The sequence below is a fragment of the Streptomyces sp. NPDC097595 genome (assembly GCF_044761525.1).
GTDB classification, from domain to species: domain Bacteria; phylum Actinomycetota; class Actinomycetes; order Streptomycetales; family Streptomycetaceae; genus Streptomyces; species Streptomyces drozdowiczii_A.
The window spans coordinates 152,115-169,128 of record NZ_JBIWCN010000017.1 but is presented as its reverse complement, the minus strand read 5'-3'; the positions used below and the strand labels follow the sequence as shown (position 1 = coordinate 169,128).

Annotated in this window: 15 protein-coding genes; 10 read left to right on the top strand and 5 right to left on the bottom strand. The window is 67.3% G+C overall.

The features are described from left to right. Positions 1-2 precede the first annotated feature (2 nt). Complete coding sequence (locus tag ACIQZN_RS25180; RefSeq protein WP_403998035.1) at positions 3-203, top strand: hypothetical protein; 201 nt, start codon at positions 3-5, stop codon at positions 201-203. 171 nt (positions 204-374) lie between these two features. Here ACIQZN_RS25180 and ACIQZN_RS25175 read toward each other — a convergent pair whose 3' ends face one another. The 5 genes from ACIQZN_RS25175 to ACIQZN_RS25155 all read right to left on the bottom strand — a co-directional run bounded on the left by ACIQZN_RS25175 (position 375) and on the right by ACIQZN_RS25155 (position 5,457). Continuing rightward, positions 375-1,613 carry an IS701 family transposase gene (locus ACIQZN_RS25175; protein WP_403998033.1) on the bottom strand — a complete coding sequence of 413 codons (1,239 nt, stop codon included), beginning with the start codon at positions 1,611-1,613 and terminating at the stop codon, positions 375-377. Between the two features lie 67 nt (positions 1,614-1,680). Beyond that, the gene (locus ACIQZN_RS25170; protein WP_403998030.1) at positions 1,681-2,022 is read right to left on the bottom strand and encodes a transposase; all 342 of its coding nucleotides are present in this window, start codon (positions 2,020-2,022) and stop codon (positions 1,681-1,683) included. A 164-nt stretch (positions 2,023-2,186) separates the two neighbouring features. Continuing rightward, on the bottom strand, positions 2,187-2,897 hold the full coding sequence (locus ACIQZN_RS25165; protein ID WP_403998027.1) for an SDR family oxidoreductase: 711 nt from the start codon (positions 2,895-2,897) through the stop codon (positions 2,187-2,189). Continuing rightward, positions 2,894-4,174, bottom strand: a complete 1,281-nt coding sequence (locus tag ACIQZN_RS25160; RefSeq protein WP_403998024.1) for an MFS transporter — start codon at positions 4,172-4,174, stop codon at positions 2,894-2,896. Before ACIQZN_RS25160 ends, ACIQZN_RS25165 begins: the two co-directional genes overlap by 4 nt. After that, the gene (locus ACIQZN_RS25155) at positions 4,171-5,457 is read right to left on the bottom strand and encodes an ATP-grasp domain-containing protein (protein ID WP_403998021.1); all 1,287 of its coding nucleotides are present in this window, start codon (positions 5,455-5,457) and stop codon (positions 4,171-4,173) included. The genes ACIQZN_RS25160 and ACIQZN_RS25155 overlap by 4 nt, the downstream gene beginning before the upstream one ends. 361 nt (positions 5,458-5,818) lie before the next feature. Between ACIQZN_RS25155 and ACIQZN_RS25150 the strand changes: the two genes are divergently transcribed. The 9 genes from ACIQZN_RS25150 to ACIQZN_RS25110 all read left to right on the top strand — a co-directional run bounded on the left by ACIQZN_RS25150 (position 5,819) and on the right by ACIQZN_RS25110 (position 16,967). After that, positions 5,819-7,351, top strand: coding sequence for a hypothetical protein (locus tag ACIQZN_RS25150; RefSeq protein WP_403998018.1), 1,533 nt, complete (start codon positions 5,819-5,821; stop codon positions 7,349-7,351). 157 nt (positions 7,352-7,508) lie between these two features. After that, positions 7,509-8,801, top strand: a complete 1,293-nt coding sequence (locus ACIQZN_RS25145) for a glucarate dehydratase family protein (RefSeq protein WP_403998015.1) — start codon at positions 7,509-7,511, stop codon at positions 8,799-8,801. A 100-nt stretch (positions 8,802-8,901) separates the two neighbouring features. Next, positions 8,902-9,993, top strand: coding sequence for a hypothetical protein (locus ACIQZN_RS25140; RefSeq protein WP_403998012.1), 1,092 nt, complete (start codon positions 8,902-8,904; stop codon positions 9,991-9,993). A gap of 99 nt (positions 9,994-10,092) precedes the next feature. Beyond that, positions 10,093-11,382 carry a nucleotide sugar dehydrogenase gene (locus tag ACIQZN_RS25135; protein ID WP_403998010.1) on the top strand — a complete coding sequence of 430 codons (1,290 nt, stop codon included), beginning with the start codon at positions 10,093-10,095 and terminating at the stop codon, positions 11,380-11,382. Positions 11,383-11,540: 158 nt separating this feature from the next. Further along, positions 11,541-12,458, top strand: coding sequence for a hypothetical protein (locus ACIQZN_RS25130; protein WP_403998007.1), 918 nt, complete (start codon positions 11,541-11,543; stop codon positions 12,456-12,458). Next, positions 12,442-13,611 carry a DegT/DnrJ/EryC1/StrS family aminotransferase gene (locus ACIQZN_RS25125; RefSeq protein ID WP_403998004.1) on the top strand — a complete coding sequence of 390 codons (1,170 nt, stop codon included), beginning with the start codon at positions 12,442-12,444 and terminating at the stop codon, positions 13,609-13,611. Before ACIQZN_RS25130 ends, ACIQZN_RS25125 begins: the two co-directional genes overlap by 17 nt. Continuing rightward, positions 13,608-14,726 carry a DegT/DnrJ/EryC1/StrS family aminotransferase gene (locus tag ACIQZN_RS25120; protein ID WP_403998001.1) on the top strand — a complete coding sequence of 373 codons (1,119 nt, stop codon included), beginning with the start codon at positions 13,608-13,610 and terminating at the stop codon, positions 14,724-14,726. Before ACIQZN_RS25125 ends, ACIQZN_RS25120 begins: the two co-directional genes overlap by 4 nt. Further along, positions 14,723-15,631, top strand: coding sequence for a sugar phosphate isomerase/epimerase family protein (locus tag ACIQZN_RS25115; RefSeq protein ID WP_403997998.1), 909 nt, complete (start codon positions 14,723-14,725; stop codon positions 15,629-15,631). Before ACIQZN_RS25120 ends, ACIQZN_RS25115 begins: the two co-directional genes overlap by 4 nt. Further along, positions 15,624-16,967 carry a M20/M25/M40 family metallo-hydrolase gene (locus ACIQZN_RS25110; protein WP_403997995.1) on the top strand — a complete coding sequence of 448 codons (1,344 nt, stop codon included), beginning with the start codon at positions 15,624-15,626 and terminating at the stop codon, positions 16,965-16,967. Before ACIQZN_RS25115 ends, ACIQZN_RS25110 begins: the two co-directional genes overlap by 8 nt. The last annotated feature ends 47 nt before the right edge of the window (positions 16,968-17,014 follow it).

Sequence of the window (17,014 nt, the reverse complement as noted above, 5' to 3'; positions counted from 1 at the left end):
AAGTGCAGAGCACCGGCAGCGGCGAGAAGTCCTACGGCACCGGCTACCTCATCGCCCCGGGCCTGGTCCTGACCGCCCTGCACGTCGCCCAACCCGAACCCCGCCAGGTGCAGGCCCGCGACCTGGTCCACACAGAGTTCACCGAGGCCCGCGTGGTGTGGAGCGATCCTCGCCTGGATGCGGCGCTGCTGGAGGCAGACTAGAACAACGAGCACATCAGCCGACGGTCACATGATCGCCAGGACAGCTCCTAATAGTGCTTCGTTAGGTTCTGCGTCTGCTCCGGTTGCGGGGTAGGGGGCGGTTGCAGGTGGTGCAGGTGCCGGTCCAGCCCTTCAGCAGGTCCTGGAGGCCGTCCAGGACCTGATAGAGGGTCAGGCCGGCGTGGGGACTTTTGGGTCGAGCCGCCTGAGGGTGAGGAATGCCTGGGCGGCGGTGACGAGGGTGACGTGGTGGTGCCAGCCGCGCCAGGTGCGTCCCTCGAAGTGGTCCAGGCCCAGGCCGTGCTTGAGTTCGCGGTAGTCGTGTTCGATGCGCCAGCGCATCTTCGCCCACCGCACGAGCTCGGCGACGGGTGTCTCGGGCGGCAGGTTCGATATCCAGAAACCCGTCGGCCCGTCCTGGTCCGCAGGCCATTCCACCAAGACAGTGGACGGGGGCAGGACGCCGTTCCACTGGTTGCGTCCGCCGCCTGCCGCTTGGGCGGCGGCCAGGGACTGCTTGCCCGCCGGGCGAACAGCCAGGACCGCGAACCGTGAGGTCATCGTGCTTCTACTGCCCTGTCGCCAGGCCACCTCAGCGAAGTGGTCGGCGGCAGCAGCCTCGGCAGCGTGGACGGTAAGTGCTCGCGGCGCCGTCCGGTAGCGGGCAAGCGTCGGTGGGCCCAGTCCTCCGTAATCCGGCTGGTGGGGCTCGATGTCCAGCTCGTGGGTGACTTCCTTCCCGGTCAGCGCCAGCACGTAGGACAGGCCCCGTTCCTCCAGGCCATGGCGGAAGAGGGTGCTGACGCCGTAGCCCGCATCCGCGACCACGACCGGGGCTTTCAGCCCCCACTCGCTCACGTTGTCCAGCAGCCCGAGCGCGAGGCGCCATTTCTCCTGGTGGACGACGTCGTCGGGGACGCCGGCCCGGCGGCAGCGGCCCGGCTCGTCCGTCCACTCCCGGGGCAGATACAACTGCCAGTCCAACGGACACGACGCGGTGTCGGTGGCTGCATGGACACTGACCGCGACCTGACAGTTCGCCCGTTTCCCGAGTGCTCCGCAATACTGACGGGCAACCCCGGCAGAGGCGCGGCCACACTTGGGAAACGACACATCGTCGATCACCCACACCTGTGGTCTGATCACCTCCGACAGCCGCCGGGCGATCCGCCGCCGAACCGGCAACGGATCCCACGGCGACTGGCTCACGAACTGCTGCAGAGCCTGCATGTTCCCGTCCGGCAACCGCTCGGCCATCGGCTGGATCGACTTACGGCGCCCGTCCAGCATCAGACCGCGCAGATAGCACGCACCCCACCGGCGCTGATCCTGCCGCGGCAACGACCCGAACACATCACCCACGAACTCCGCCAACTCACCCCGGAGCCGCTCGACATCCCCCAGTTTCACACCTCGAAGATGCCCACCACCAGGCAAGATCACTCAAGGTAACGAAGCACTACTAAGCGGTAGCGGATCACCGCACCGTCTCCCGTGCGAAATGGGCGGCCGCCTTCTGCAGGATGTCGATGTCCTGCCGGGCATGCGCCAGCTCGTGGTTCCGCTCGGCCAGCAGCCGGTCCAACTCGCGGACCTGCGCTTTCAGCGCTTCGACCTCCCGGCTCACCGCGGCGTCGCCGCCGTCGTTGCCGGCGGCCTTGCTCCTCCGGCCCAGCTCACGCTCCACCCACGTGCCCAGCGTCGCTTTATGCACGCCCAGCGACCGGGCGATGTCCGCAACTGGCCTCTCCGGCGAGGAGAGCACCAGCTCGACCGCGTCGTTCTTGAACTCCTCCGGGAACTGCTTGCCACGAGTCATGGCAGACCACTTCCACCCGCAGGCCGCCACGCGACCTGCCGTTCAGGTGTCGGCATCGAAGGGGTTACTTCAGCTCGTCGGCGGATCCGAAACAGGACAGTCGAAGACGTCAGTAAGTCGGCGAGTGAGACGCATTGGCAGAACTACCACTCACATTCTCACTGTCAGTCGGGCTGGCCGACCGGACGCACCACCACCTCGCTGATTTCCACTTGCTCCGGCGATTCCAGTGCGAACTGGACCACGCGGGCCACGTCCTGTGGAGTCAGCGGAGGGAACGCTTCAAGGATCGGTTGCGCCGCCTCGGGACTGAACTGAAAGAAGTCCCGTCCAAATCCAGTGTCACCGACGTAGCCCGGCGTGATCAAAGTGACCCGCGTACCGATCCCCCCGGCCCGCAGCTCTTCGCGGTACCGCTCCAGGAGCTGGGCGCCGGCCATCTTGGCCGCCGCGTACACCGTGTTGCCCGGAGTACGCGAGGGACGCCGGGACGCCAGAGAGCCGATCTGGATAAAATGTCCCACGGGTTCGGTCAAACCGGTGCAGGCAGCCATCAGATTGAGTGTCCCTACGACGTTGGTGTCCAGGATGCTCTGCCATTGTTCAGCGAACTTCGCTTCGACTGGCGCGTAGAACCCGACACCCGCGGCGTTCACTACCCAGTCCAGACGTCCCTCTCGGGCCGCGACCTGCGTCGTGCGAGCCACCGCCGAGGGGTCGCGTATGTCGCAGACGGCAGTACGTACTCCGGCGGCGCTAGATTCGCCTCGCCTGGAGGCCGCCAGGACGTTCCAGCCTGCCGCTTGCGCCTTGGCCGCGACGGCGGCGCCAATACCGGAAGAGCCGCCGAGGACAAGACCTGCGCCCCTGCTCACGTGCTCCCCACCTCGACCGGCTGGCTGGTGCGTTCACCCATGAGCGGCGCGGACTTCGCCATCAGGTGCCGACGGGTGAGCAGCCAGGTGGCAATACCGCCGATCAGGAAAGCCGTGCCCAGGGCCAGCCAGCCCCACGAACGGAACGCGAGTATGAGCGCGGTGAGCGCGACCGGACCGAGGATGCGCTCCACAGTCCCGCCGAGGTAGAACGTGGCGATGTACTGTGTCCGGTTGTCCTCGGGTGCGAGGTCGACCGAGAACTGCCAGGACGCGGCGGTCTGCAGCATCTCGGCCACGGTGAGCGCCAGCACACCGCATAGGAGGAGAGGCACCGCTGCGCCCGCGCTTCCCGGCCAGGCCGCCGCCGCAAGAAGGAGAGTCGCGCTGGCCAGCCCGGCTCCGGCGCACAGTGTGGCCTTTCCGGCTGACGAAACGGAGACCACGTGCCGGGTCGCGGGAATCTGACACAGCGAGACCACCACTGTGTTGATGGTCAGCGGAAGCGCGGCAAAGCTGTTGGGAATACCCGGCGCGGACAGAATCCACAGCGGGAGCAGCACATTCAGCGTCGTGATGTGCAGGCTCATCAGGGTGTTGAGACCCGTGAAAGCCATGTACTCACGGTCCTTGAAGGCCCAGCGCCGCGTCTGGCGCTGCCGCTGGTCCGTTGACCGGCGCTCCGGGAGGCGCTGCAGGAGGCCGGCGCAGAGCACGAAGAAGAGGGAGACACCGAGGATCAAGCCCCGGTACAGCCAGTCGTTGGCGAAGGCTATGGCCAGGCTGGCGGCGAACCCGCCCACGGAATATCCGACGTTACGCACTGAGCGGATCAGAGCCATCAACCGAGGACGCTCGTCCTTGTCCGTGGAGTCGGCAACGAGCGCCTGGCTGATCGCACCGGCTGTGCGGTCGGCTATGGCGGTGACTAGGACGATGATCACATAGGTGGCGAAGGAAGAGACGAAGACGTACGTGCTGATGCCCGCCGCACGCCAGAGATTGATGGCGATGAGTGTGCGCCGCGTACCAAATCGGTCGCCGATCACCCCCATGGGGATGGTGAAGATGAAGCCGATCAGTCCAGCTAGGGACAGCCCCAGGGCGAACTGGGTCGGCGCGAGGTTCGCCGTCCTGGTGAAGTATGTGGCGGCCATTGCCATGAAGAGCCCGGTGCCCAGAGCATCGGACAGGCAACTTGCGACCAGCGCGCGTTCCTTGGCCGAGCTGCGGCGCAGCCGGCCGACGAAGGACCGCAGTGCTGCCAGTGCGGTCACAGTGATACGTCCAACTCTTCCATGACGAAGCTCAGCTTCGAAACGCCGGTCCGCGCGGCGTCGAGTGCCAGCTGGGCAGTCGCGCCGACTGCCCAGCAGTAGGCGGGACGGTCGTCGGAACAGGTGACGGCGCCAAGGGTGTCTCCCGCGGTGCGGCGCAGCACGACGTCGCGTACCCCGGCGACTTCCCGGGCCTCGGACTCGCCACGTACCTCGGCGATGCGACCGGGCCGGCCGGGCAGCGCATACCAGATGGCGGCGAACGGGGCGTCGCCTAGGGGCTGCATGAGCTGAGCCGAGAGCCGCTCGAGCGCGGGCAAGCCCGCACTCTGGTGGGCCAGCGCCTCCACCATGTCGACATCACGTGCCGCCTGCAGCAGATAGGGGATGCGATCCCCGCCTTGTCGCAGGTGAGTCTCGATGATGCGGACGTCCTGGTCGTTGACGATCACCTCGGTGTGTGTGGCGCCGTTGCGCACGCCGAGAGCGTCGAGGGCCGCTGTGACCGTACGGTGGATCCGGTCTTCCATGCCGGAGGGGAGCGAGGCTGGCACCTGGTGGCCCAGTTCGACGAATCCGCCAGGTATCAAGAATTTCTGGGTGATGCACAACGGGAGGTGCTGACCTTCCTCGCTGATTGTCTCAACGCTGAACTCCTCGCCTTGGTGGAACTTCTCCGCAATAACGTCGGCCTGTGCGCAGTCCAGTGCCGGAGCGAGCGCGCGAGCCAGCCCCTCTGCCAGTTCGTCGGCCGAGTCGATCCTTACGACGCCCTGGCTACCAACCCCACCGGAGGGCTTGCATATGACGGGATAGCCCACCCTCGCGGCGAAGGAGGCCAGTTCCTCGGGCGAGGTGACCCGGATGCTGCGAGTGTCGTCGACCCCTGCAGCTGCCAGCCGGTCCCGCATGAGTGACTTTCGGTTGACCGCCAACACGGTCTCCATGGAGTGCCCGGGGAGAGACAGGGCGGAGCACACGGCGGCCGCGGGTTCCTGGCCAGCCTCGCCGTAGCAAAGCACCTGGTTCACGGGGCGGCCGGCGTGTATGTATCTGGCGGCGCCGGACCAGTCTTCCAAGGGTGCGCCGTCTGGGAGCACGATGACACGGAAGTGTTCCGCAAGGCTGGGCAGTGCTTTGGCCTCTTCAGCAGTGCAAAGTACTGACGTAGCCAGGGAAGGGGCGAGTTTGCTCGCCCGGGCGACGATATCCCTCACCGCACCGATGACGAGCAGATGATTCCCTGCTGATGGTTCCTCGTGACGGGCGTTGGTGGATGACATGTCTCTCCAGGCCGGGCAGAGGCGAAGCGGAGTGCTTCGACCATGAGGTGGGTTCCGCCTGTTCAAGCCTTGGTCGCACCCCTCGTACCAAACCTCGCTGGTCAAGGTCGGTGCTGTGGTGGGGCGGTGGCCACTCAGGAACAGGTCGCTGACTATACGCAGGCGGGTGGGACGCCTATGCCTCAGAGTCGCCGGCGTCCACACACTGAGACACGCCTGCGGAGATCCCTTGCCGTGCAGGCAGGCTTGTTCCTCGGTGGGTACTCCTCAAGTTCCCCTCGTTGTAAGGAGATCCAGCCGCAGGGGCAGCAACTCCTTGCTGCATCATTGCAGTCGGAACTGGCTCGAAGATCGATTCCTCTTGACGGTCGACCACGATCGTTGGCAATATCCGGGCTGCCCCTTCCTGGCTGATCGCGCATCGGCAGACCGTCCGACACCCGGCGGCGGGAGGCTCCGCAATGAAGCGGATGCGGCGATGGATGGACTGAGCGAGGCTGTGGGCCTCATTTCCCAAGTCAGGCCCTGCAGGGATGCGTCCACGAGTAGCACCGACGCGGCCATGCACCTCCATGCCGATACGGCCCCCCGGGCCGGTCCGGCGACAGCCGTCGGCCACCAACCAGGCATCCCCCTTCTTGGAGTAGGAATGCGGTTCCTCGTCCTCAACCGGACCCCTTTGATCCAGCGGCGCTACGACCGCTTCTTCGGTGACGCCCATGAGGTCGTCCTGATCACGGATGCTGCGGCCGTGCCGGCGGACGCGGAAGAGCGTGACGCTGTCCTCGCAGGTTACGCGCACGTCGAAATCGTGAAGGACTTCCACTTCAACGCGGACGTAGAGCTCCTGGCACTAGAACTGCATGAGAAGTGGGGGTTCGAGCGGCTGATTGCCGTATCGGAGTTCGATCTGCTGCGCGGAGCCCGGCTGCGGACCTTCATGGGTATTGCTGGCCAATCGCCTCATGACGTGACAGCGTTCCGCGACAAATTCGCTATGAAGTCCATCCTCCAGGAGGCAGGGGTCCCGGTCCTCCCCTTCGCCGCCGTCACGCATGCCACGGACCTTCTCGGCTTCGTCGTGGAGCACGGATATCCACTCGTGGTGAAGCCGCGTCGCGGCGGGGGCTCGATGGACATCGAGGTGCTGCGGTCGCCGGATGACTTGCCGGAGCTGCTGGCCCGGCATCCCGAACTGGGTACGGACGACGGTGGTCAGCTGTTGGTCGAGACCTATCTCGACCACGAGCTGTTCCACATCGACGGTGTACTCCGGGGCGGCGAGGTCCAGCTGGTCTGGCCGTCCAGCCAGGGCGACACCACCTGTCTCGACATCCGGCAGGGCCGCTCCATCCGCAGTGCGCTGATGGACCCGGAGGACCCGCTCGCCGAGCCACTGCGCGAGATGACCCTCAAGGCGCTGGCGGCCCTGCCCGCCCCGGACGACTGTGTCTTCCACGCGGAGGTGTTCCGGGACCAGGGCGGAAAAGCAGGCCTGGTCTTCAATGAGATTGCCGCGCGGATGGGGGGTGGCCTGATCGAGGAGATGATCGAACTCGGCTTTGGCGTCAGGCTTCCCGAGTTTCACATCAGGTCCCTCTCGGCCAACAATCCGCCCCTCCTCCCGGAGCGGCCCCTGCGGATGGCGGGACTGATGCTGTTCCCGCCCCGTCCCGGCACGCTTGTCGACGTTCCGGACCGGTGCCCGGTTCCGGGCGTCAGCGCCTACAACCAGCACGCGAAGCCAGGGACGGTCCTCACGGGCGCCCTGCTCAGCACGGAGAAGATCGCCTCCGTCCTGGTGACGGGAACGTCCCGCCAGGACGTCGAGCGGATACTCGCCGAGGTCCATGACTGGTTCCACGAGCACACGGTCATCGCAGACCCGGCCTGAACCGGCCTGCACTTGCGGCCTGATACGCCGCCTTCCCCGAACCCCTGCTGCCCGCTTCGGCCGTATGCCGCCCCGTACCGGCCGGACAACACCACACCTCACCAGCACACCTGGAATCAGGGTGCCTTCCACCACGACAGCCGGAGAACGAATCCGAATGATCATCACGTCCGTCAACATCACGCCCATCGCGGTCAAGGACCCTCCGCTTCTGAACTCCGAAGGCGTCCACCAGACTCACGCGCTGCGTTCCGTGATCCAGGTGCACACCGACGACGGCTTCACCGGTCTCGGCGAGACCTACGGCGACGACCAGATGCTCACCTGGCTGCGGGCCGTGGCCCCGCGCCTGATCGGTACCGACCCCTTCGCCACCAACGTACTGGCGAAGACCGTCGTCGAGGTGCTCTCCACCTTCGAGCGCGAGGCATCGCGTGAACTCCCGGTGGGTGCGGGATACCCCATGGCCAACGCGGCCTCCAGCAAGACCCGGGCGGCAGTCTTCTCAGCGTTCGAGGTCGCCTGCCTGGACATTCAGGGCAAGGCCCTCGGCCGCCCGGTTCACGAACTCCTGGGCGGCAAGATACGTGACGCCGTGCCCTACAGTGCCTACCTCTTCTACAAGTGGGCCGAGCACCCGACGCGGCCGTACGAGGCCGACTCCTGGGGAGAGGTGCTCACCCCGGAAACGATGGTGGAGCAGGCCCGCCGCATGATTTCCGAGTACGGGTTCACCTCTCTCAAGGTCAAGGGCGGCGTCCTGCCGCCCGGCACGGAGATCGACACCGTGCTTGCGCTCCGTGAGGCCTTCCCGGACTATCCGGTGCGCATCGATCCCAACGCCGCCTGGACCGTGGACGTCGCCGTGGAGGTCGGCAAGCGACTGGAGGGCGAACTGGAGTACCTGGAGGACCCGGTCGACGGCACGCAGGCCATGGCCGAGGTGGCGCGTCGCGTTGCCATGCCGCTGGCCACGAACATGTGCGTCACCGCATTCGAGGATATTCCCGAGGCCGTTCGCGAGGGCGCTCCGCAGATCATCCTCTCCGACCACCACTTCTGGGGCGGCCTGCGGCAGTCCGTCGCACTGGACGTCCTGTGCGACACCTTCGGTCTGTCGCTCTCCATGCACTCCAACACCCACCTGGGAATCAGCCTCGCGGCCATGACCCACTTCGGTGCGGTGTCCCGCAGCCTGGCCTACGCCTGCGACACGCACACGCCGTGGCAGACGGAGGAGATCGTGGTGCCCGGTGCACTGTCCTTCGTCAACGGCGAGGTCAAGGTTCCCGATGCGCCGGGGCTCGGTGTCGAGCTCGACCTGGACGCCGTGGCCCGGCTGCACGAGCAGTGGGAGAAGTCCGGCGTCCGCACCCGTGACGACGTGACCCCCATGCAGGCCGTGGATCCGGACTGGACCGGTGCCGTGCCCCGCTTCACCTCCCTCTGACCGACAGGCCGGGCGGCCGGCCCGAGCCCCGTCGGGCCACTGGCCGGCTGCCCTACGTCCGTCCGATCCATCCGAGTGATGTGAGTGCAGGAGAACGCACATGCAGGTATCAGAGAGCGTCGCCGATTTCAGCGAGACGGAGCTGAATGGCTTGGGCGACTGTCTCTTCGGCAAACCCTTCCTCTCCTTCGTGGAAGAGGAGCACCGAGACCGTGCCCGTGTGCTGTATTTTTACGACCGGGCCGCAGACGGCTCGCTGAGCGCCTTCGCACCGGCCTATGTCTACCGTCAGCACATCCCCCTCACCTTCCGGATCGGCGACTTCACCGGCGATCCGGCCATGACGGATCGGATGCCCTCACACCTGATCGTCGGCGTGCCGATCCGGCTCCGTTCCCGGGTGTACGCCGTGGGGTCTGTGGCGTTGCGCGGGTTCATCGAGGAGATCACGGACTGGGCCGCGGCCCATGGACTCGACGCAGTCGTCCTGCCGTTTGTTCTCGGGTCGGACGAACCACTCCGGGGCGCGCTGGAACCGGCCGGATTCGCCTCCTCTTTCTATGAAGGCGACTTCTACCTGCCGGTGGCGGGAAACGACATAGACGAGTTCCTGTCGTCGCTGCCCCGCGGACCGCGCAAGCGGTTCCGCAACGACATGAACCACTTTCTCCGCAGCGGCATCGAGCTGACACGCCCGGAGAAGGTCGGCGACCTGGCCGCCGTCATGGCGGATCAGCACCGCGCGCTGATGGACAAGTACCAGAGGCCGGAAGTGGAGTTCACCGAGGAGTCCTTCCGCCGCTTCGACCGGCTCGTCACCTCCGCGATGTGGTGCGGAGCCGAGTCGGCAGACGGGCTGGCGGGATACTCAATGGGCTTCCACGGACACGGCATTCTCAATGTTCTGCGGTACGGCAACAGCGGACTGTCCCAGGACGACGCCCGCGTCTACATCAATGTGGGCTACGTCGAACCGGTCCGCATCGCCATCGAGCTGGGCGTTGAGCGCGTCCACTTCGGAAAGTCGGCCCACCACTTCAAGGTGTTGCGCGGCTGTCTGTACGAGGAAGGGCTCGTCTACGCGCGGTTCTTGAACCGTGAAACACACGACGAGGTCTCCCGTCTATTCGCCCGCCTCGACCCGGCGAATCGGCAGCGGTTCGCTGCACTGAGCAGGGGCGAACAGCCGTAGTCCGCAGACGCGCGTCGCGTCGCAATGCGTCGGAACACGCTGTTCGGCATGCCCACCTGACGCTTCTTTCATCGCCTCCACAACACTTACGGGGACACCATGACCTCCGACAACACCGTCGCCATGCCCGGCCCGACCAGGGTGGGTGTCATCGGCCTGGGCTACACCGGCCTGCCGCTCGCGCTCGGCCTGGCCAACGCCGGCCTCGATGTGACCGGGTATGACATCGACGAGACGAAGCTTGCCGCACTGCGCGCCGGGCACTCCTACCTTGCCGACGTGCGCGACGAGGACCTTGCGGTTACAAGTGGAGCGCTGGCCGTCACCAGCGACAGCCAGGTACTCGCAGAAGTCGACACGGTGATCGTCTGCGTGCCGACGCCGACGAGCACGGACGGAATACCTGACCTGCAGGCTTTCCACAGCGTCTTCGGAATGCTGGCGGAGCGCCTCAAGCCCGGTTCACTCATCATCGTGCAGTCGACCGTCCCTCCGGGCACCACCGCCCAGGCCGCCACCGGCCTCGGCCAGCGGCTCGGTCTCACGCCCGGCGAGGACTTCTTCGTGGCCAACGCCCCGGAGCGGATCAACCCCGCCAACGCCGAGGGCTGGAACCTGGAGAACACCCCGAAGCTCGTTGGCGGAATCAATGAGGAGAGCGGGCTGCGCGCCCAGCGGCTACTGGCCTCCGTGTGCAAGGTCGTGGTGCCGGTCGCGAGTCTTGAAGTCGCGGAAACCGCAAAGGTCTTCGAGAACACGTTCCGGCTCGTCAACATCGCGCTCACCTATGAACTGGAGGCCCTGTGCAATGGCATCGGCATCTCCGTCCATGACGTGATCGACGCGGCAGAGACGAAGCCGTACGGGTTCCTCGCACATCGCCCCGGGCCCGGCATCGGAGGCGAGTGCATCCCCGTGGATCCCCACTTCCTGCGGTCAGTGGCCGCCGAACTGAACGTGGCCATGCCTCTTGTGGACCAGGCCTGCCAGGCCGCGGAGCAGCGCCCGATGCAGGTGGTCGACCGGCTGGCGGAGCTGCTGTCCGACGCTGACAAGAGCGTATCCGCCTCGAAGGTGCTTGTCGTTGGCGCCACCTACAAGCCCGGCGTCGCCGACACGCGCAACTCCCCCTCGCTGGAGGTGATGTCTGAGCTGTCCCGGCGAGGCGCCAAGGTCTCCTACGTCGACCCGTTCGTGGAGGAACTCCAGGTGGCTGGCGAGCGCCTGGAAAGGTCGACGTGGGACCGCTCCACCGTCTCTGCCCACGACTGCGTGGTCCTCATGACCGCGAACCGTCAGGTCGTCGAACGTCCGCTGTGGTACGCGGCCCCGCTGGTGCTTGACACCTGGAACCTTGCCGCCGCGGGTGACGGGATCTTCCACCTGTGACCGTGCCGGCACCAGTCCTGGCGGTACCCCTACGCGAGCCCGCGGACGACCGGGTCGAATCGGTGATCATCGGATACGGGCACGCGGGGCGGGATCTCCACCACCGCAGCCTCATCGCCCTCGCCGGGCGGGGGGTCGTACCACCGAGCGGGCCCCTGGTGGTCGACCCGGTGCGGCCGGCGGATCCGCTGCCGGGTGCCCGCTGGCTGAGCTCGGTGCCGGAGGCGCTGGCGACCCTCGGCTCGCCGGCGTCGGCCGTGGTCCACATCGCGACTCCCGTACGTGAACGTGCGCAGACGATACGGGAGCTGGCCGCCGCGGGTATCCGTAAGGCGATTATGGAGAAGCCGTTCGCGGAGAGTCCTGCTGCGGCGTGTGAGCTGACGTCCCTGATCCGTGACTGCGACACGGAGGTGCTGCCCGTCGCGGTCTGGCCATCCAGTGCGATCACCCGCCACATCGTGGGGCTGCTCGCGTCCGGCCGGATCGGGCAGCCGATCTCCCTGCATATAGAGCAGAGCAAGCCGCGTTTCCAGCGGGGCTTCGAGGACGAAGCGCACTCCAGTGCCTTCGAGGTCGAACTCCCTCACCAGATGCTGCTGGCCCTGCACTTGTTCGGGGATGCCGAAAGTCTCGAGGCGGTCTCGTGGCCGTTGCGGACTCCGACGGGCGAGTCCCGGAGGCTCGGGGGCGCCACGGTGCGCCTGCGTCATCGTGACGGCCTGGTCACCACGCTGAAAAGCGACCTCACCTCGCCCGTGCGCGTCCGGTGTCTGCGGCTGCGCGGGACCGCGGGAGAGATCGTTGCCCACTACCCCATTGGCGCGGACGATCCGTACGGCCAGGTCCAGGTAACCGGCGACCACGACCGGACTCTGCTTCCGGACGCGCCGCTGACCACGTACATCGAGGACTGCTACCGGTACTTCGCAGGAACGGGAAGGCAGCCGGAGGGTTCGGATCTGCAACTTCACCTGCGGGTGACCGAGCTGCTCGCAGCCGCCTCCGCTGCCGCCGTCCCCAGTAACGCACCGTCTCTTCTGGGGCAGACCGATTTTCATGCTTTCAGGGAGTGAGAGGCTGTTTATGACCAGCAATCGATCGGTACCGTTCTACAGCGGTGCTGCCTCGGTACGCCGGCAGTGGACCGAGTTGTCCGGACTCATCCGGCAGTCTGCGGCCCGCGGCACGTTCGTGTCAGGCCCTTTGGCCATCGAACTGGAAGAGAGGGTCAAGCAGTACACCGGGGCCAGGAACGCCATCGCGTGCGGCAATGGCACGGACGCCCTCTCGCTGATGCTCCAGGCCGCGGGCGTCGGACCCGGTGACGAGGTCATCGTCCCCGCGTACACGTTCTTCGCGACGGCATCGTGCGTGGCCCACGTGGGGGCCGAACCGGTTTTCGTCGATGTGGACCCGACGTCGTACGCCATCGATCCGGAGGCCGTGAGGTCCGCCATCGGGCCCCGTACGAAGGCCATCATGGCGGTGCACCTCTTCCACCAGATGGCGGACATCGCGGTTCTGCGCGACATCGCCGAGCAGCATGGTCTGGAACTCTTCGAGGACAGCGCGGAAGCCATCGGCATGCGAGCGGCCGGCCGGCATGCGGGCCTGTGGGGCCGGGCCGGGGTGCTCTCCTTCTTCCCCACCAAGACCCTGGGCGCACTGGGTGACGCGGGCATGGTTCTCACCGATGACGACGAACTGGCCGAGCGCGTCAGTCGGCTGAGGACGGCGGGAGGGACCACCGGGCACTGGCCTGGGAGTCTTACGGTCGGCACGCACAGCGTCTGCGACGAGATCCAGGCCGCCGTGCTCCTGACCCGGCTGAACGTACTGGACCAGGACATCAACCGCAGGGCAGAGCTGGCGGCGCACTACACGCGGCGGCTTGCTGCGCTCTCACCGGTGGTGGCCACCCCGGTCATGGCGCAGTCGAAGGAACCGGGCGCTCCCGTCTGGTACGTCTACCTCATCGAGACCGATCACCGGGCCGAGCTCATCCGGTACCTGACGGACCATCAAGTCGGTACGGAGATCTACTATCCCCGGCCGCTGACCGAGCAGCCCTGCTTCCGCGACCTGGCCGGAGCGCGCCATCCGGTTCCCGTGGCGAAGGCCGCTGCCAAACGGGCTGTCGGGTTGCCTCTCTACCCAGATCTGACCGACGAGCAGGTCGACCGGGTGTGCGACCTGATCCACGCTTTCCACGGAGGCGCCCGATGACCGAGGACACCACGATGCGTATCCTGCTCCGCGGCGACGCCGCCCGCTATGCCGCACTGACCGATGAGATCCTGGAGTCGGTCCTGGAGGCCGCTGAGGCCGACGAGTTCATCCTCAAGTCACGCACGGCACGGTTCGAGGCCGCTCTCTGTGCCGAGCTGGGCGCCGCGCACGCCGTGGGCTGCGCCTCCACGGCAGGCGGCCTGCTCCTCGCTCTCGGTGCTCTGGGATGTGGGCCCGGCGACGAGGTCATCGTCCCAGCTTGGGGTCCAGAAGCCTTGTCCGGCATCGTGCAGCGGCTGGGATCCCGGCCCGTCCTCGTGGATGTCTCTCCCGAAGACGGGGCACCGGACGTCGCCGCCGTCACCGCCGCCGTGGGGCCCGCCACCCGTGCGGTCCTCCTCGGTCCCGCAGGCTCGGACGAGGCGCGTGCCAGGCTCCACGAGGCGGCTCTCCGGCTCGGCGTGCCAATTGTGGAGGTGGGGACGCCCGAACCGCATCGTCCTCGTCCGCGTGGTGTGACGACGGTGGTGCCGCTGGGCCCGGACGACCTCCTGGGAGGCATCGGCGACGCGGCTGCAGTCGTTACCGACGACGAGACCCTGGCACAGAGCAGCCGGATGCTCCGCAACCACGGGCAGGCCCTGAACGAACGCTTCCTACACATCAGGGTCGGATACAACTGCCGTATGGACGAGTCGGTGGCGGCCTTCCTGCTGCGAAGGCTGCCGTCGTACGGAGCCCGCCGGACAGCGATGCGGGAACTCGCCGACCGTTATGCCCGAGGTCTGTCCTCCGCGGGAACGGGCGCCCTCGTGCTCCGCCCCGAAACGTGCTCCACGCCGAGCGGAGGTCTGACCCTGCGCACCGCGCTCCGGGAACTGGTACATGCCCGGCTGGCTGCTCAGGGGGTCGAAACGGCCATGCCGTCGTCGTGTCCCGATGGCTCGGCGGTGTCCAGTCCGCCGGAGTCGGTCCCGTTCCCGGGCGCGCGACTCCTCGCAGAGCAGTCGCTCTCGCTTCCGTTGTACCCGGGGTTGGCGCCGGCCGATGTCGACCTCGTCGTCGGTGCGGTCGCTGAGTGCCTCGCCGGACACCAGGACGTGACCCGATGAGCGTGACCGCAGCCGGTGTGGGACCGGAGCGTCTGTGCGGCATTGGTGACGAAGCAGCGGCCGGACTGCTGGATCAGATCCGCGTACACCGCGAACTCGGCTTCCATGCACTCGAGGTGCGGTCCCTGGACGGCGTCGGACTGCACAATCTCCCCGAGGACTCCGTGCGGGCGATCGCCGAAACCCTGACGGCCGTCGGCATGGTCGTGCCGGTGCTGGACACTCCCATCGGGTCCTGGGCAGTCTCGGTGACGGGCGACTTCGGGCTGGAGATCGACATCCTGCGGCGTGCCACCCGGCGAGCCCTGCTCCTGGGATGCCGGACCCTGCGTGTGATGTCGTATCCCAACGACGGTCTGCCCGAGGGTGAGTGGCGCACCGAGGTGTTCCGCCGCATGCGCCACCTCACCGGTCTGGCCGAGGATGCCGGCGTGGTGCTGCTGCACGAGAACTGCAACGGATGGGCGGGCCAGGGCGCCCAGCAGTCGCTGGACCTCGTGACCAGCATTGACAGTCCGGCGCTGAGGCTGCTCTTCGACATCGGCAACGGGCTCGCCTACGGCTACGACTCGCTGGAGTTCCTGCGGCAGACCCTGCCCTGGGTGGAGCACGTCCATGTCAAGGACGGAGTCCGCGACGCCGACGGCTCCGCCGTGTTCGGCCTTCCAGGCGAAGGGGCCGCCCACGTGAGGGCATGTATGGAGCTGCTGGAAAACGCCGGCTACCGGGGCTGGTACAGCATCGAGCCGCATGTGGCGCTCATCCCGCACCTCGGGATCAGCGCCGATGGCGCCGAGATGGAGAGCGCATACACCGCGTACGGCCGCCGCTTCACGGAGCTGGCTTCCGCGGTCGCGACCGTGCCGGCCGCCCCATTCGCACGACGGGCGCGTACCGATGCCTGAGCGCGCGCGGCAAGCACTGGCCGGTGGAACCGGCGCGCCGGTCGCCTTCGCCGCAGACGACGTGGCCTGGCTGGTGAATCTGATGGAGCAGGACACCGTCTCACCGCTGGAGGGCGGGGACCACGAAGGACTCGCCCGCGCACAGCGGGTGTTCATCGAAGGGGCCACGGGGCGCGGGTTCGCGCTGCGGGAACTGAGTGCGCCGCCCGCCTCCTTCCTGGACCAGTCAGGCGTTCCCGCGCAGGTCCTCGACGCGGTGGGCGAACACGGCGAAGCCTTCCTCCAGGGCCAGCCGTCGGCGGTGGTGGCGCTGGGCGCGCCACAGCCCCCCGAGCGGCGGCTGGTGTTCAACTTCCACATGGACACGGTGGGTCCGCACCTTCCGCCCCGGATCGAGGACGGGGTGCTGCACGGGCGGGGTGCCGTGGACGACAAGGGCCCGGGGGTCGCAGCCCTGCTCGGAGCCGCCGCCGCCTTTGCCGAGGACCCCTCCCTGGCAGAAGACATCGAGGTGCTGGTCGCTTCCGTGCCGGGTGAAGAGGGCGGCGCGATGGGGGTGTACGGCACCCGATGGCTCGTGAAGGCCGGGTGGGTCGGACGCCTCATGGTCTTCGCCGAGCCGACGGGCGCCCGTGTCTTCGACGCCTGCAGCGCCGCTATGACGCCGCGCGTCACGGTCCGCGGCCTCGACTCCACCGACGACTACCCCTACGACGGGCACAACGCGACGTTGGCGCTCAGCATGGTTGCCTGTCGTCTGGCAGAAGTCCTGGGACCGATGGCGGAACGGCTCGGCGCCAAGGTCTGTCTATCCGGCCTGCACACAGGAACGGCCCACAACCGGGTCTACGGCTCCGGAGAACTGCGCCTGAACATCGCGTACTACGATCTCGCTGCCGCAGACGAACTGGCGGCAGCGGTCGAATGTGTGCTGCCGCAGGTGGCGGCCGAGGTAGCGCGGCACTTCGGCGCCAACCCTGTCGCCCGGCGGCTCGTCCAGGACTGGAGCCAGGTCGTCCATCTGGACTGGCTGAAGCGGGGCCTGCCGCCGCTGGACAACAGGGACGAGGCGATGGAACGCCTCATGGCCGGCGCTGGGCTTCCCCGCCACGACGCGATCGGGGACGGCTCTGCCTTCACCTGCGATGCCATCTGGGCGGCTGCATCCGGCCGTTACGTGGTCGCCTGCGGGCCGGGCCGGCTGGACCTCAACGGCGCCCACACCGCCGGGGAGCACGTGGCGATGCGTGATCTGGAGGCTTACGCGGGTCGCTGCCGTGACCTGGTCTGGGGCTTCGGCGCCTGGGCGAGAAGCGCAGGGAACCTGCCGGCCTGAGCCGTGGTCCCTCGGCTGGGCGAAGCGACCGAACGTCATGAAGAACA